General features: G+C 73.9%; 14 protein-coding genes. 10 read left to right on the forward strand and 4 right to left on the reverse strand.

Annotated elements, in window-relative coordinates; translation table 11 throughout:
- Window positions 1-96: 96 nt before the first annotated feature.
- On the reverse strand, window positions 97-1,221 hold the full coding sequence (gene hisC / locus ACIBPC_RS09330) for a histidinol-phosphate transaminase (RefSeq protein WP_398842368.1): 1,125 nt from the start codon (window positions 1,219-1,221) through the stop codon (window positions 97-99).
- A 315-nt stretch (window positions 1,222-1,536) separates the two neighbouring features.
- On the opposite strand from hisC, the gene ACIBPC_RS09335 reads away from it, so the two are divergent.
- From ACIBPC_RS09335 to ACIBPC_RS09345, 3 genes are all read left to right on the forward strand, one after another.
- Window positions 1,537-2,709: a LacI family DNA-binding transcriptional regulator gene (locus ACIBPC_RS09335; RefSeq protein WP_362964050.1), complete on the forward strand. Its 1,173-nt coding sequence runs from the start codon at window positions 1,537-1,539 to the stop codon at window positions 2,707-2,709.
- A 43-nt stretch (window positions 2,710-2,752) separates the two neighbouring features.
- Complete coding sequence (locus ACIBPC_RS09340) at window positions 2,753-3,784, forward strand: metallophosphoesterase (protein WP_398842370.1); 1,032 nt, start codon at window positions 2,753-2,755, stop codon at window positions 3,782-3,784.
- A gap of 161 nt (window positions 3,785-3,945) precedes the next feature.
- Entirely contained in the window at window positions 3,946-4,803 is an 858-nt protein-coding gene (locus ACIBPC_RS09345; RefSeq protein WP_398842371.1) for a hypothetical protein, read from the forward strand.
- A gap of 21 nt (window positions 4,804-4,824) precedes the next feature.
- On the opposite strand, the gene ACIBPC_RS09350 is transcribed toward ACIBPC_RS09345, so the two are convergent.
- Window positions 4,825-5,673 (reverse strand): HAD hydrolase family protein, encoded by an 849-nt coding sequence (locus ACIBPC_RS09350; protein ID WP_398842372.1) that lies wholly within the window; start codon window positions 5,671-5,673, stop codon window positions 4,825-4,827.
- A 134-nt stretch (window positions 5,674-5,807) separates the two neighbouring features.
- On the opposite strand from ACIBPC_RS09350, the gene ACIBPC_RS09355 reads away from it, so the two are divergent.
- From ACIBPC_RS09355 to ACIBPC_RS09375, 5 genes are all read left to right on the forward strand, one after another.
- Window positions 5,808-6,734: an LLM class flavin-dependent oxidoreductase gene (locus tag ACIBPC_RS09355; RefSeq protein ID WP_398843025.1), complete on the forward strand. Its 927-nt coding sequence runs from the start codon at window positions 5,808-5,810 to the stop codon at window positions 6,732-6,734.
- 117 nt (window positions 6,735-6,851) lie between these two features.
- Window positions 6,852-7,796, forward strand: a complete 945-nt coding sequence (locus tag ACIBPC_RS09360; RefSeq protein ID WP_362964042.1) for an ABC transporter ATP-binding protein — start codon at window positions 6,852-6,854, stop codon at window positions 7,794-7,796.
- Window positions 7,793-8,686: an ABC transporter permease subunit gene (locus ACIBPC_RS09365; RefSeq protein ID WP_398842374.1), complete on the forward strand. Its 894-nt coding sequence runs from the start codon at window positions 7,793-7,795 to the stop codon at window positions 8,684-8,686. Before ACIBPC_RS09360 ends, ACIBPC_RS09365 begins: the two co-directional genes overlap by 4 nt.
- A gap of 2 nt (window positions 8,687-8,688) precedes the next feature.
- Window positions 8,689-9,606 carry an ABC transporter ATP-binding protein gene (locus ACIBPC_RS09370; RefSeq protein WP_398842375.1) on the forward strand — a complete coding sequence of 306 codons (918 nt, stop codon included), beginning with the start codon at window positions 8,689-8,691 and terminating at the stop codon, window positions 9,604-9,606.
- A gap of 11 nt (window positions 9,607-9,617) precedes the next feature.
- A complete protein-coding gene (locus tag ACIBPC_RS09375) occupies window positions 9,618-10,340 on the forward strand; it encodes an ABC transporter permease (RefSeq protein ID WP_398842377.1) in 723 nt (240 codons plus the stop codon).
- Here the strand turns inward: ACIBPC_RS09375 and ACIBPC_RS09380 are convergent.
- Complete coding sequence (locus tag ACIBPC_RS09380; RefSeq protein WP_398842379.1) at window positions 10,337-11,266, reverse strand: sigma-70 family RNA polymerase sigma factor; 930 nt, start codon at window positions 11,264-11,266, stop codon at window positions 10,337-10,339. The genes ACIBPC_RS09375 and ACIBPC_RS09380 overlap by 4 nt on opposite strands.
- A gap of 73 nt (window positions 11,267-11,339) precedes the next feature.
- Between ACIBPC_RS09380 and ACIBPC_RS09385 the strand changes: the two genes are divergently transcribed.
- Window positions 11,340-12,092 carry an FMN-dependent NADH-azoreductase gene (locus ACIBPC_RS09385; RefSeq protein ID WP_398842383.1) on the forward strand — a complete coding sequence of 251 codons (753 nt, stop codon included), beginning with the start codon at window positions 11,340-11,342 and terminating at the stop codon, window positions 12,090-12,092.
- A gap of 53 nt (window positions 12,093-12,145) precedes the next feature.
- Here ACIBPC_RS09385 and ACIBPC_RS09390 read toward each other — a convergent pair whose 3' ends face one another.
- On the reverse strand, window positions 12,146-13,345 hold the full coding sequence (locus tag ACIBPC_RS09390; RefSeq protein ID WP_398842385.1) for an aminotransferase class V-fold PLP-dependent enzyme: 1,200 nt from the start codon (window positions 13,343-13,345) through the stop codon (window positions 12,146-12,148).
- Between the two features lie 83 nt (window positions 13,346-13,428).
- On the opposite strand from ACIBPC_RS09390, the gene ACIBPC_RS09395 reads away from it, so the two are divergent.
- Window positions 13,429-13,983: an RNA 2'-phosphotransferase gene (locus ACIBPC_RS09395; RefSeq protein ID WP_362964029.1), complete on the forward strand. Its 555-nt coding sequence runs from the start codon at window positions 13,429-13,431 to the stop codon at window positions 13,981-13,983.
- Window positions 13,984-14,010: the final 27 nt, after the last annotated feature.

Consider the following 14,010-nt stretch of genomic DNA (forward strand, 5'->3'; position numbering starts at 1 on the left):
AGATCTTGTGAACGTATTCACATTCACAAGCTCCATTATGCCCCCGCCCCCCGCGACCGATTCGCGGGGGGTCCGCCCCACTCGTCCCGCCCCTCGCTAGGCCCGCAGCGCGGGGTGCGCGGCGAGGAACTCACCGGCCACCCGCAGCACGATGTCGTTCGCCTCCGGCTCCGCCACCGTGATCCGCACCCCCTCCCCGAGGAACGGCCGCACCGTCACGCCCGCCGCCTCGCACGCCCCGGCGAACGCCGCCGTCTCCGCGCCGAGCCGCAGCCACACGAAGTTCGCCTGCGAGGGCGCCACGCGCCAGCCCTGCCCGCGCAGCGCGTCCGACACCCGGGTCCGCTCCGCGACCAGCGCGTCCACCCGTTCCAGCAGCGCCTCCTCGGCCCGCAGCGAGGCGATGGCCGCGTTCTGCGCGATCTGGCTCACGCCGAACGGCACGGCCGTCTTCCGCAGCGCCGCCGCCACCGGCTCGTGCGCCACCGCGAAGCCGACCCGCAGGCCCGCCAGCCCGTACGCCTTGGAGAACGTCCGCAGCACGCAGACGTTCGGCCGCTCCCGGTAGACGTCGATGCCGTCCGCCACCTCCGGGTCCCGGCTGAACTCGCGGTACGCCTCGTCCAGCACGACCAGGACGTCCTGGGGCACGCGGTCGAGGAAGCGCTCCAGGTCGGCGCGGCGCACCGGGACGCCCGTGGGGTTGTTCGGCATGCAGACGAAGACGAGGCGCGTCCTGGGCGTGATCGCGTCCGCCATGGCCGGCAGGTCGTGCTCCTCGTCGGCGGTCAGCGGGACGCGCACCGAGGTGGCCCCGGAGATCTGCGTGATGATCGGATAGGCCTCGAAGGACCGCCAGGCGTAGAGCACCTCGTCGCCGGGACCCGCCGTCGACTGCACGAGCTGCTGGGCGACGCCGACAGAGCCGGTGCCGGTCGCGATGTGGCTCACCGGGACGCCGAACCGCGCCGCCAGCTCGGCCGTCAGCGCGGCGCAGGCGAGGTCCGGGTAGCGGTTGAGCGTCCCGGCGGCCGCGATCGCGGTCTCCAGCACGCCGGGGAGCGGGGGGTACGGGTTCTCGTTGGAGGACAGCTTGAAGGTCACCGGGCCGCCGTCGGCCGGCTTGCCCGGCACGTAGGCCGGGATGCCGTCCAGCGCGGGGCGCAGCCGGGGTCCTTCGCCCGGCCGCGCGAGGGGCTCCTGAGAGGATGAGGTCGTCACCCGGCCCACCCTAAGAGGCGTACGTCCCCCGTCACCTCGGGGCGTATTCCGGTGCGACAGGGGCGCGCGGTCGGGGCGTGCGCCGGTGGCCCGCGCCGTGGCGCGCTGCCCCCGTGAGGGTGAGGCCCGAGGCGTTGAATTCACCACTTGCCCCACAGGCAAACCCGCTCTCACCCTGCGGAACAGCTCTCCGCGCGGCCGGAGACACGCAGAAACGCAGGCGAGGGCGGCGTTCCAGCATGCAGAAACGTGACATCGCTCCGCCGTCCACATGCCGCACCGCCCCTCCCCGTCCGGGCCTACCATCAGGTCGCCATGACAGCAGCGAAGCATCAGGTGACCCGGACCGCCGGCCGCAGGACGAGCGGACAACGGGCGGGCATCCGGGACGTCGCCGCAGCCGCCGGTGTCTCGATCACCACGGTGTCCGACGCGCTCAACGGCAAGGGGCGGCTCCCGGACGCGACCCGCCGGCACGTGCGCTCCGTCGCCGACCGCCTCGGCTACCGCCCGTCGGCGGCGGCACGCACCCTGCGGACCGGCAAATCGGGACTGATCGGACTCACCGTCACCACCTACGGCGAAGAACCGTTCACTTTCACGGAGTTCGCCTACTTCGCCGAGATGGCCCGCGCCGCGACCTCCGCCGCGCTCGCCCGCGGCTACGCCCTGGTCATCCTCCCGGCCACCTCCCAGCACCGCGAATTCGACGTCTGGTCCAACGTCGCCCTCGACGGCACCGTCGTGATCGACCCGTCCGACCACGACCCCGTCGTCACCGAACTGGTCCGCCAGGGCATCCCCGTGGTCTCCGACGGCCGCCCGGGCGGGAGCCTCCCCGTCACCGCCTGGGTGGACAACGACCACGAGGCGGCCGTGGCGGGCCTCCTCGACCACCTCGCGTCCGGCGGCGCCCGCCGCATCGGCCTGCTCACCGGCACCAGCACCGACACGTACACCCGCCTGTCCACCACCGCCTACCTCAACTGGTGCGAGCGCAACGGCCAGGCGCCCGTCTACGAGGCCTACCCCGCGCACGACCCCTGCGCGGGCGCCGTCGCCGCCGACCGCCTCCTCGCACGCCCCGACCGCCCCGACGCCGTCTACGGCCTCTTCGACCCCAACGGCACCGACCTCCTCGCCGCCGCCCGCCGCTACGGCCTGCGCGTCCCCGAGGACCTGCTCATCGTCTGCTGCAGCGAGTCCAGCGTCTACGCGGGCACCGAGCCCTCCATCACCACCCTCTCGCTCAAGCCGGGACGCATCGGAACCACCGTCATCCAGCTGCTGATCGACGCCATCGAGAACACCGGCGGCAGGTCCCCCGCCCCCGCCCCGGCCCCCGAGGCCCTGCACCAGGTCATGCCGACCGAGCTGATCGTCCGCGCCTCGTCCCAGCGCGCGCCCCTCACCGCGACCGCCGGGCACGGCCGCCTCGCGCAGGCCAGGGTGGCGGCCCCCCGGCAGGCACCCGCCGCCGACCAGTAGATTCCCCGGTACAGGTGTGTCACATCCGGGCACCGGCATTCCTATGATGGGCGAACGGCACCGGGACCGGCCGGTCGGCAGGTCCCCCAGGTGGAGGCGGCGCGTAGTGGTGGTGGAGGGGTCGATGACTCAGGGGGCCGGCGAGGGACCGGGCGACGGGCTGCGCGGCGAGGACGGACCGGCCGCGCCCGGACCCGCGTACACGCCGACGGAGCAGGACCTGCCCGTGATCGAAGGCGCCGGACCGCTGTACGTCGTCGGCGACGTCCACGGCTACCTGGACGAGCTGCGGGCCGCCCTCCGCGAGGCGGGCCTCACCGACGCCGACGACAACTGGGCTGCGGGCAACGCGCGCCTGTGGTTCCTCGGCGACTTCACCGACCGCGGCCCGGACGGCGTCGGCGTGCTCGACCTCGTCATGCGGCTCTCGGCCGAGGCGGCCGCGGCCGGCGGCTACTGCAAGGCGATCCTCGGCAACCACGAGCTGCTCCTGCTCGGCGCCTCCCGCTTCGGCGACGCCCCGGTCGAGTCGGCGGCGGGCACCGCGTCGTTCTCCACCGTCTGGCTGCTCAACGGCGGGCAGCGCTCGGACATGGAGCGCCTGGAGGACCACCACGTGCAGTGGATGTCGCGCCTCGACTCGATGGCGGTCGCCGACGGCTTCCTGCTGGTCCACTCCGACACGACGGCGTACCTGGACTACGGCAGCACGGTCGACGACGTCAACGACGCGATCTGGCAGGCGCTCCAGCGCAACGACGTGGACGAGACGTGGGACCTGTTCCGCAAGTTCACGAAGCGCTTCGCCTTCCGTGACGAGGCCGGGCCGCAGGCGGCGCGGGAGCTGCTCGACACGTTCGGCGGCCGGTGCGTCGTCCACGGCCACAGCCCCATCCCGTACCTCACGGGCGAGGGCGGCGGCGGGGACGGCGGGGAGCAGGCGGACGGCGAGCAGGGCGGCGGGCCGCGCGTGACCGGCCCGTACGTGTACGCGGACTCCCTCGCCATCGCGATGGACGGCGGCGTCACCATGGCCGGAAAACTGCTGGTGACCCCCCTGCCTCTGCCGCAGTAGACCGCGCCGCACTGTACGCGGGACACCCGCCGCCGATCCGCTGTCCGTGCGCATGTACGCGCTTTTCCTGCGGCGGTCTCGCGTACGTGCCTGTTGCGAACGGCCGGTGCCCTCTACGATCGGGCACCCACCCGCTCGCCGCTCACGGACGGGAGACGCCGATGAACAGCGCGGACGGTCTGCCGCCCGAGGACGAGGCCGAGGTCGAACGCGTCCTCGACGAGGCGCTGCGCACGGTGCGCTTCGCCTCGGGGACCGAACCGGCCGAGGCGGAACGGCTGCGCGCCGCCGTCCACGCGGCGCTGCCCGCCGTCGTGGCGGCCGCCGACGACGAGTACCGGCGGTACGCGGCGCTGCGCCGCGCGCACGGGCGCCCGGGTGCGCAGGGCGGCGCGGGGACGGGTACGTGGGCCGTCGTCGTGACGCTTGTGCCGGTGCTCGCGGCGGTCGCGGGTGTGGTGTTCCTGCTGCTGGGGTACGCCCTGGGCCTGGCCGATCCGGAGCCCGCCGTGGCGGGGCGGATGCGGGGCGTGGGCTGGGTGTTCGTCCTGGTGGCGGCGGCCGGGATGCTGGTCGCCGTGGGCGGCCTGGTGGTGGCGGCGGTGCGCAACGGGTCGGCCACAGCGATCCGCGCGTCGTCCGCCGGGGGTGGTGCGGCGGAGGTGGCGGGGGCGCGTGCGGAGTGGCGGCGTGCACTGGTGGAACGGGGGGTGCGGCCCGTACTGGAGGCGGCGCAGCGCGACGGCCAGGGGACGGCGGCCGTAGCGCATCCGCCGCAGGAGAGCGGGTCCAGGATGCGCTTCTCCAGCCCGGACTTCTCCAGTCCCCGCTTCTCCAGCCCAGGCTTCCGGGGACCGGGCGCGCACGGCACGCAGCAGCCGCACGGCGCGGGGGAGGACACGGCGGAGGGTGCGCCGCGCCGGGGGGAGGGCGAGGGGACGGCGGGGCGTCGTTACCTCCACCCCGGCTTCTCCAGCCCCGACTTCACCAGCCCGGCCGAGGGCGGCGACGACCGCTGAGCAACGGCGGCGGCGCCGTCGTCAGGACACGGTGGCGCCGTGCTCGGCGAGGAGTCCCTCGATGACCCGCGCGACGCCGTCCTCCTCGTTCGAGGCCGTACGGCGCGCGGTGGCGGCGAGGACGGCCGGGTGCGCGTTGGCCATCGCGTAGGCGGTGCCGGCCCAGCCGAGCATGTCCAGGTCGTTGGGCATGTCGCCGAATGCCACGACCTCCCCGGGGGCGATGCCGCGGCGTGCGCAGCGCCTGGCGAGCGTGCTGGCCTTGCTGACGCCCGGCGCGCTGATCTCCAGGAGCGCCGTGGGGCTCGACCTGGTGACCTCGCCGTGTCCGCCGGTCACGGTGCGGGCGAGGGCCAGGAAGGCGTCGGGGTCGAGCGCGGGGTGGAAGGCGAGCAGTTTCAGGACGGGGGACGCGGCGTGGTCGTCGCCCTCGTCGGCCAGCAGCCGTTCGACGGGCGCGACCTGGAAGGCGGGTTCGAACTCCAGGGGCGGGTAGTCCGGCTCGTGGTGGAAGCCCGTGGTCCGTTCGACGGCGAAGACGGCGCCGGGCGCGGCGGCCCGGACGGCGGCGGCGATGTCCAGGGCGTTCTCGGGGCGCAGGGGCCGGGTCTCGACGAACGCGCCGCCGCGGTGGAGGTCGACGACGGCGGCGCCGTTGCCGCAGATCGCGATCCCGTGGCCGTGGACGTGCGCGCTGACGACGTCCATCCAGCGCGCGGGGCGGCCGGTCACGAAGATCACCTCCACACCGGCGGCCTCGGCGGCGGCCAGCGCGGCGACGGTCCGGGGCGACACCGTCTTGTCGTCGCGCAGGAGGGTGCCGTCGAGGTCGGTGGCGATCAGGCGGGGCAGCTCCGCGGGGAGGGACACAGTTGTCGAGCATATGCGCGCACATACGTGCGGGACACCGCGCGGATGCGTACGTACCCGGTCGTTGTCGGGAAGGGGCGCCGCGTCGGGGCGCGGAGGGCCTACGCTTGCTGGTCATGGCTGTCACATCCGAGCTGCCGCTCCGGCTGTCCACCGTCATCCTGCCGGTCCACCGCTGGTCGGACGGCGGCCGGAGGACCTGGCAGCGTGCCGAGGAACTGGGTTTCCACACCGCCTACACGTACGACCACCTCTCGTGGCGCACCTTCAGGGACCGCACGTGGTTCGGCGCCCTCCCGACGCTCACGGCCGCCGCCGCGGTGACCGAGCGGATGCGGCTGGGGACGCTCGTCACCTCGCCCAACTTCCGCCATCCCGTGACGCTCGCCAAGGAGCTGATCACCCTCGACGACATCAGCGACGGGCGGATCACCCTGGGCATCGGCGCGGGCGGCACGGGGTACGACGCGACGGCGCTGGGCCACGAGGCGTGGTCGCCGCGTGAGCGCGCCCAGCGGTTCGCCGAGTTCACGCGGCTGCTCGACCGGCTGCTGAGCGAGGGCGGCGCGGGCGGTCCGGCGCGCGGCGTCTCGTACCAGGGCGACTACTACTCGGCGCACGAGGTGCGCACGGTCCCCGGCTGCGTGCAGCGGCCGCGGCTGCCGTTCGCCGTGGCGGCGACCGGGCCGCGCGGGATGCGGCTCGCCGCCAGGCACGGGCAGGCGTGGGTCACGGTCGGCGATCCGGCGGGGTTCGACGGCGGGCGGACGCCGGACGCGCTGGACGCGCTGCGCCGCCAGGTGGAGCGGCTGGACGCGGTGTGCGAGGAGGCGGGGCGCGAACCGGCGACGCTGGGGCGGGTCCTGCTGCACTCGGGGCCGGGGGACGAGAAGGGCACGCTGTCGTCGGTCGGCGCGTTCGTGGACTACGCGGGGGCGGTGGCGGCGCTCGGCTTCACCGAGCTGGTGCTGCACTGGCCGGTGGAGGACTCGGTCTTCGCGGGCGACGTCGAGGTGTTCGAACGCATCGCCACGGAGGGTCTGGCCCAGCTGGCGGCCTGATCCGGGACGCGCCCGGCTCGCCCGGGGGGCGTGCCCGGGAGCGAACGACCAAAGAGAGCCGGGCATCAGACCAAAGTGGGACGCGGGGCGCTCCCGGGCGGCACTAGCGTCAGCAGGGTGAGCGGAGACAGCACGCACGGCAGCGTGATTCGGACCGAGGGCCTGACGAAGCGGTATCCACGGGTGACCGCGCTCGACGGGCTGACCGTGGACATAGGCCCGGGGGTCACCGGCCTGATCGGGTCGAACGGGGCGGGCAAGTCCACCCTGATCAAACTCCTGCTGGGGCTCGCCCCGGCCACCGAGGGCAGCGCCACCGTGCTCGGTCTCGACGCCGCGGCCGAGGGCGCCGCGATCCGGGAGCGCGTCGGCTACATGCCGGAGCACGACTGCCTGCCCGCCGACGTGTCGGCCACCGAGTTCGTGGTCCACATGGCCCGGATGTCGGGCCTGCCGCGCACGGCGGCGCGCGAGCGCACGGCCGACACGCTGCGGCACGTCGGCCTGCACGAGGAGCGCTACCGCCCCATGGGCGGCTACTCGACGGGCATGAAGCAGCGCGTGAAGCTGGCCCAGGCCCTGGTGCACGACCCGAGTCTCGTCCTCCTCGACGAGCCGACCAACGGGCTCGACCCGGCGGGCCGGGACGAGATGCTCGGCCTGATCCGCCGCGTGCACGCCGACTTCGGCATATCGGTCCTGGTGACCTCGCACCTGCTCGGCGAACTGGAGCGCACCAGCGACCACATCGTCGTCATCGACGGCGGCCGCCTCCTGCGCTCGCAGACCACCGCCAGCTTCACCGAGGTGACCACCGCGCTCGCGGTCGAGGTCACCGACAGCGACAGCCACCCGCACGGTGCCGACGCGGTACGGGCCGCCCTGGCCGAGGCGGGCGTCACCGCCGCCCCAGCCGGGGGACGGCTGCTGGAGATCGAGGTGGACGGCGACGCCGTGTACGACGTCGTCAGGGACACCGTCGCCGAGCTCGGCCTCGGCCTGGTCCGGATGGAACAGCGCCGCCACCGCATCGCCGAGGTCTTCGAGGAGGCCACGTCATGACGACCCCGGGACAGGCGGCCGACGCCCGCATCCACGACATCGGGTACCGGCGGTACGAGGGGACGCGCCTCGGCGCGCGCTACGCCCGCTGGTCATTGCTCGTCCACTCCCTGCGCGGGGCGTACGGGCTCGGCCGCTCCGCGCGGTCCAAGGTCCTGCCCTGGGGCCTGTTCGCCGTGATGGCGCTGCCCGCGATCGTCATGGTGGCGGTCGCCTCGACCGCCGGCACGGACGAGCTGCTGATCGAGCACACGCGGTACGCCCTGGAGATGGAGCCGATCGTCGTCCTCTTCCTGGCGATGGCCGCGCCCCAGCTGGTCTCGCTGGACCTGCGGTTCAAGACGATGCCGCTCTACTTCTCCCGGCCCATCTCCCGCACGGACTACGTCACGGCGAAGTACGCGGCGCTCGCCGCCGCGCTCTTCCTGTTCACCGCCGTGCCGCTGACCGTCTCCTACGCGGGCGGGCTCCTCGCCGAGCTGGGCTTCGCCGACCAGACCAGCGGCTACCTCAGGGGGCTGGTCGCGACGGCGGTCCTGTCGGTGCTGTACGCGGGCATCGCCCTGCTGGTCGCCTCGTTCACCCCCAAGCGCGGGTTCGGTGTCGCGGCCGTCATCGGCGTGCTGACCATCCCGGGCTTCGCGGTGTTCCCGCTGCAGAGCCTGATGGAGACGCAGGGCTCGGAGGACGCGATCGGCTGGCTCGGCCTCTTCTCACCCGCCTCCCTGGTGGACGGCCTCCAGGGCGTGTTCCTCGGCGGCTCCACCGCGTTCCCGGCGGACGTCGAACCGACCGCGCTCCAGGGCGTGGTCTACCTGCTGGCCGTCGCGGGGCTCGTGGCGCTGTGCCTGCTGCTCCTGCTGCGCCGCTACCGGAAGGCCGGGATCTGACCATGACCACCATCGAGATCACCAAGGCCTCCCGCTGGTTCGGCAACGTGGTCGCCGTCAACGACGTGACCATGGCCATCGGGCCGGGGGTGACCGGGCTGCTCGGCCCCAACGGCGCGGGCAAGTCCACGCTCATCCACATGATGAGCGGCTTCCTCGCCCCCTCGGCGGGCACGGTCACGCTGGACGGCGCCCCGATCTGGCGCAACGAGCCGGTCTACCGCCACATCGGGCTCGTCCCCGAACGCGAGGGCATGTACGACTACCTGACCGGTGGGGAGTTCGTGCTCGCCAACGCCGAGCTGCACGGGCTGCCCGATCCGGCCGCCGCCGCGCGGGAGGCCCTTGCCACCGTGGACATGACGGACGCGGCCGACCGCCGCATCTCGACCTACAGCAAGGGCATGCGGCAGCGCGTGAAGATGGCCTCCGCGCTCGTGCACCAGCCGTCCGTGCTGCTGCTCGACGAGCCGTTCAACGGCATGGACCCCCGGCAGCGCATGCAGCTGATGACCCTGCTCCGGCGGATGGGCGAGGAGGGCAGGACGGTCCTGTTCTCCTCGCACATCCTGGAGGAGGTCGAGCAGCTCGCGGGGCACATCGAGGTGATCGTCGCGGGACGCCACGCGGCGTCGGGCGACTTCCGGCGCATCCGGCGCCTGATGACCGACCGGCCGCACCAGTACCTCATCCGGTCGAGCGACGACCGTGCGCTGGCCGCCGCGCTGATAGGCGACCCCTCCACGACGTCCATCGAGGTGGACGCGGCGGAGCGGGCGCTGCGGGTGCAGGCGCACGACTTCGCCCGCTTCACCACCGAACTGCCCCGGCTCGCCAGGGACCGCGGGATCAGGCTGCTCACGGTCTCCCCGTCGGACGAGTCCCTGGAAAGCGTCTTCTCCTACCTGATCAGCGCGTGAGGAGCCCTGCCGTGTACAACGAGACCGTCGCCCGGCTCACCTACCGGGCCCTGCTGGGCCGCAGGCGCGCCATCCTCCTCGGCATCCTGCCCGCGCTGCTGATCCTGATCGCCGTCCTGGTCCGCGCCATCGGCGGCGCCGACGACCGGGTGGCGGAGGACGTGCTGGGCGGCTTCGCCCTCGCCGCGATGGTGCCGCTGATCGGCGTCATCGCAGGTACGGGCGCCATCGCCCCCGAGATCGACGACGGATCGATCGTCTACCTGCTGGCCAAGCCGCTGCCGCGCCGGACCGTCATCCTGACGAAGCTGTGGGTCGCGATCTCCGTGACCGTCGTCTTCACCACCATCCCGGTGCTGGTCGCCGGGATGATCATGAACGGGAACAGCCAGCAGATAGCGGGCGCCTACACGCTGGCGGCGGCCGTCGCCTCGGTCGCGTACAGCGCCGTGTTCCTGCTGCTGGGGACCGTCTCGCGGAACGCGGTGGTGTTCGGCCTCATCTACTCCCTCGTCTGGGAGGCGCTGTTCGGCAGCATCGTGCCCGGCGCGAGGACGCTGAGCATCCAGCAGTGGTCCCTGTCCCTGGCCGAACAGGTCGCGGCCGACGGCACCGGCATAGCCTCCGACGTGGCCCTGCCGACCGCCGTGATCCTGCTGGCCGCCGTCACGGTCCTCGGCACCTGGTACGCGATCCGCCGCCTCAGCGCCCTGACGGTGGCGGCCGACGACTAGACCGGCCACGGGGGCTGGGCGGCGTCCGGGAGGGCGCCGTCCAGGACCGCCAGGTCCAGCCGGGCCAGGCGGGCGGGATCGGCGATCACCTCGTACGCGGCGATCCGGCCGTCCCGCACGGCGAAGATGAGCGCGGCCAGCAGCCGGCCGTCCACCGCCACGACGGCGCCCACCCGTCCGTCGACCAGGGCGGGCTCGGCGTTCCGCGACCGGTGGGCGAGGAGCACGGTCCCCTCCGCGACGGCCCGTGCGCCACGGACCTCGGCGGCCGCGCCGGGCGCCAGCGCCGCGGGGTCGCCGCGGCGCACCACGTCCGGGGCCAGCACCGCGAGCACCGCGTCGAGGTCCCCGGTCCGCGCGGCGGACAGGAAGGCCGAGACAGCCGCGTGCTGCCCGGCCAGCTCGCCCGCCGGGGCCGAGGGCGCGCCGCGCACCTTGGCGCGTGCCCGGCTGGCGAGCTTCTTGGCGGTGACGGGAGTGCGCCCGACGAGGGGCGCGATCTCCCCGAAGGGCACGGCGAACATGTCGTGCAGCACGAAGGCGACGCGTTCGGCGGGGGTGAGCCGGTCCAGGACCACGAGGAGCGCCCTGCTCACCGAGTCGGCCAGCAGCGCCCTGTCAGCCGGGTCCCCCGGCAGGTCCTCACCGGCGGGGCCCGCGACCTGGTCGAACACCCGCTGCTCGGTGAGGTGCTCCCGCCGCGTCCGGCGTGCGCGCAGGACGTCGAGGCAGACGCGGGTGAGCACGGTCCGCAGCCAGCCCGTGAGGTTGTCCACGCCGCTGACGTCGGTCCGGCTCAGCCGCAGCCAGGTCTCCTGCACCGCGTCCTCGGCCTCGGCGACCGAGCCGAGCATCCGGTGGGCGACCGTGAGCAGCGTGCGGCGCCGGGCCTCGAAGCGTGCCGCCAGATCGTCGTGTCCGTCCACAGGTCACCTTTCCTCGCGCCGGGGCGTCAGTGCCCCTGACGAACGAGCCCCCTCCGAGGTGACAGGCGCTCCCATGACATCACCCACATCCTCATCACCCACATCCACGTCGCGCGCATCACAGGCGGCTCAGACAGCACAGGCGGCAGGGCTGCTGCACCTGGACGCGAGTGCCCACCGCTCCGGCGAGTCGGTCAGCAGGCGGCTGACCGCGCTGTTCGCGGAGACCTGGCGTGCCCGGCACGGATCGGGCGCGTACCGGTACCGCGACCTCGCCGCCGATCCCGTCCCTCCGCTGGACACCGCGTACTGCGCGCTGGGACGGCGGCTGGAGCGGGACGGCCTGGTCCCCCTGTCCGGTGTCGCCGCGCGCACCCGCGGCCCCGGGGAGGAACGGGAGTGGGCGCGGACCCGTCCGCTGATCGCGGAGCTGCTCGCGGCCGACATCGTGCTGATCGGCGCCCCGATGTACAACTTCTCGGTATCCGCCCTGCTGAAGGCGTGGATCGACCGGGTCAGCTTCCCCGGCGTCCTCACCGACCCGGACACCGGGGACAGCCTGTTGCGCCGCACGAAGGTCGTGGTGATCGCCTCACGCGGCGGCGCCTACGGCCCCGGCACGCCCCGGGAGTCCTGGGACTTCCAGATCCCGTACCTCCGCGCGTACTTCGGCGACCTGGGCGTGGCGGAGGAGAACACGCGCTTCGTCACCGCCGAGCTGACCCTGGCCGGATTCGCCCCGCACCTGGCCCGCTTCCGCGGCCTGGCGGAGGACTCGCTCGCGGCGGCCAGGGCGGAGGTGACCGCCCTGGCCACGGCGGGCTGACCGGCTGACCGACTGACCGACTGATCGGCCGCCCCCGGCGCGGACGCCGTGCGTCACCGCCCTCGCGCGAGGGCGGCGACCAGGGCGACGGTCCGGTCGAGTTCCTCCTCTGTCGTGAAGTAGTGCGGCGACAGGCGGACGAGCGGGTGCACGCCGCGCTGTTCCGTGTCGAACTGGGTGTGGTGCGGGTGGGTCACCGACACGTTCATGCCCTCCCGGCCGAGTGCGGCGGCGACCTCGGCGGGCGGGATGTCGCCCACCCGGGCCGTCACGATGGCGCACTTCTCGCGCCCCAGGTCGTGCGTCGTGACGCCGGGCAGCTCGTCCAGGGCGTCCCGCAGCCGCGCGCCCAGGGCGACGGCGCGTGCGCCGGTGGCCGCCGGGTCCAGTTCGCGCGCCTGCCGGACGGCCGAGCCGAGCCCGAGGACCGCCGCGTAGTTCATCTCCCAGGTCGCGAAGCGCGTCGCGCCCGGCCGCCAGGTGAAGCCGCGCGCGCCGTCCCAGTCCGCCGACTCGATCTCGGGCAGCACCGGTTCGGTCCGCTCCAGCATCGACGCGGCCACCCACAGGAAGCCGGTGCCGCGCGGCCCCCGCAGGAACTTGCGGCCCGTCGCCGTCAGCATGTCGCAGCCGATCTCCCGCACGTCCACGGGGAACTGGCCCACCGACTGCGTCGCGTCCAGCAGGAACGGCACGCCCGCCGCCCGCGTGATCCGGCCGACCTCCGCCGCCGGGTTGACCAGCCCGCCGCCCGTCGGCACATGGCTGACGCCGACCAGCCGCGTCCGCTCGTCGATCAGCCCGGCGAGCGCCGCGGTGTCCAGCTGCCCGTGCTCGTCGTCCGGCACGACCACCACCTCGACGCCGAGGCGCCGCACGGCGTGCAGGTACATCAGCACGTTGCTGCCGTACTCGGCGCGCCCGGTGAGGACGCGGTCGCCCGGCCGGAAGGTGTGCGTGAGCGAGAGGAACGCCGCCTGCCAGGCGCGCGTGGAGTTGTCGAACAGCGCCACCTCGTCGGCCCGGCCGCCGACCAGCGCCGCGATGTCGTCGTACGTCCGGGCGACGCGCTCCCGCTCCCGGTCGGCCGCCTCGTACCCGCCGATGGCGGCTTCGAGTTCGAGGTGCCCGGTGACCGCGCGCAGCGTGCGCCGGGAGAGGAGCCCGGCCCCGGCGTTGTTGAGATGGACGCGTTCGGCGCAGCCGGGGGTGTCCGCCCTGATGCGCCCGATGTCGAGGGTCGTGTGGTCCATGGGTCAAAGGTGCCGTGGGAGGCGCGTGTTGTACACCAGGGAATCGGGTGTCTCCCGGCTCTTCCGCACGGCACTCTGGTGCCATGGACGAGAAACGGCGCATACGCGTCTCGAAGTACCTCTCCCGCCACCTCAGACACGACCCCGGCCGCATCGGTATCACGCTCGGCCCCCAGGGCTGGACGTCCGTCCCCGCCCTCCTCGACGCGGCCCGCCGCCACGGCTTCCCCGTCACCCCCGCCGAACTGGCCGAGGTCGTCGCGACGGACGACAAGCGCCGCTACGCCCTCGACGGCACCGGCGCCGCCCAGCGCATCCGCGCCAGCCAGGGCCACACCGTCGCCGTCGACCTGGGGCTGCCGCCCGCCGACCCGCCCGCGTACCTCTTCCACGGCACCACGGCCCGCTTCCTGCCCGCGATCCGCGCCGAGGGCCTGCGGCCGATGGCCAGGCACCACGTCCACCTGTCCCCCGACCGGGCGACGGCGACCCGGGTCGGCGCGCGGCGCGGCAGGCCGGTCGTCCTGACGGTGGACAGCGGCGCGATGCACCGGGACGGGCACGTCTTCCGGCTCAGCGACAACGGCGTGTGGCTCGCCGACGCCGTGCCGCCCGCGTACCTCGCCGGGACCGGCTGACGGCGCGTCGGCAACGCCAACTCAGGT

This window comes from Streptomyces sp. NPDC049879 (assembly GCF_044461265.1).
Taxonomy (GTDB): domain Bacteria; phylum Actinomycetota; class Actinomycetes; order Streptomycetales; family Streptomycetaceae; genus Streptomyces.

What these genes read in the sequence shown, in the direction of transcription:
- ACIBPC_RS09335 (WP_362964050.1), top strand. Translation starts at nt 1,537, where the DNA reads ATGACAGCAGCGAAGCATCAGGTGACCCGGACCGCCGGCCGCAGGACG.
- ACIBPC_RS09340 (WP_398842370.1), top strand. Translation starts at nt 2,753, where the DNA reads ATGATGGGCGAACGGCACCGGGACCGGCCGGTCGGCAGGTCCCCCAGG.
- ACIBPC_RS09345 (WP_398842371.1), top strand. Translation starts at nt 3,946, where the DNA reads ATGAACAGCGCGGACGGTCTGCCGCCCGAGGACGAGGCCGAGGTCGAA.
- ACIBPC_RS09365 (WP_398842374.1), top strand. Translation starts at nt 7,793, where the DNA reads ATGACGACCCCGGGACAGGCGGCCGACGCCCGCATCCACGACATCGGG.
- ACIBPC_RS09370 (WP_398842375.1), top strand. Translation starts at nt 8,689, where the DNA reads ATGACCACCATCGAGATCACCAAGGCCTCCCGCTGGTTCGGCAACGTG.
- ACIBPC_RS09385 (WP_398842383.1), top strand. Translation starts at nt 11,340, where the DNA reads ATGACATCACCCACATCCTCATCACCCACATCCACGTCGCGCGCATCA.
- ACIBPC_RS09390 (WP_398842385.1), bottom strand. Translation starts at nt 13,345, where the DNA reads ATGGACCACACGACCCTCGACATCGGGCGCATCAGGGCGGACACCCCC.
- ACIBPC_RS09395 (WP_362964029.1), top strand. Translation starts at nt 13,429, where the DNA reads ATGGACGAGAAACGGCGCATACGCGTCTCGAAGTACCTCTCCCGCCAC.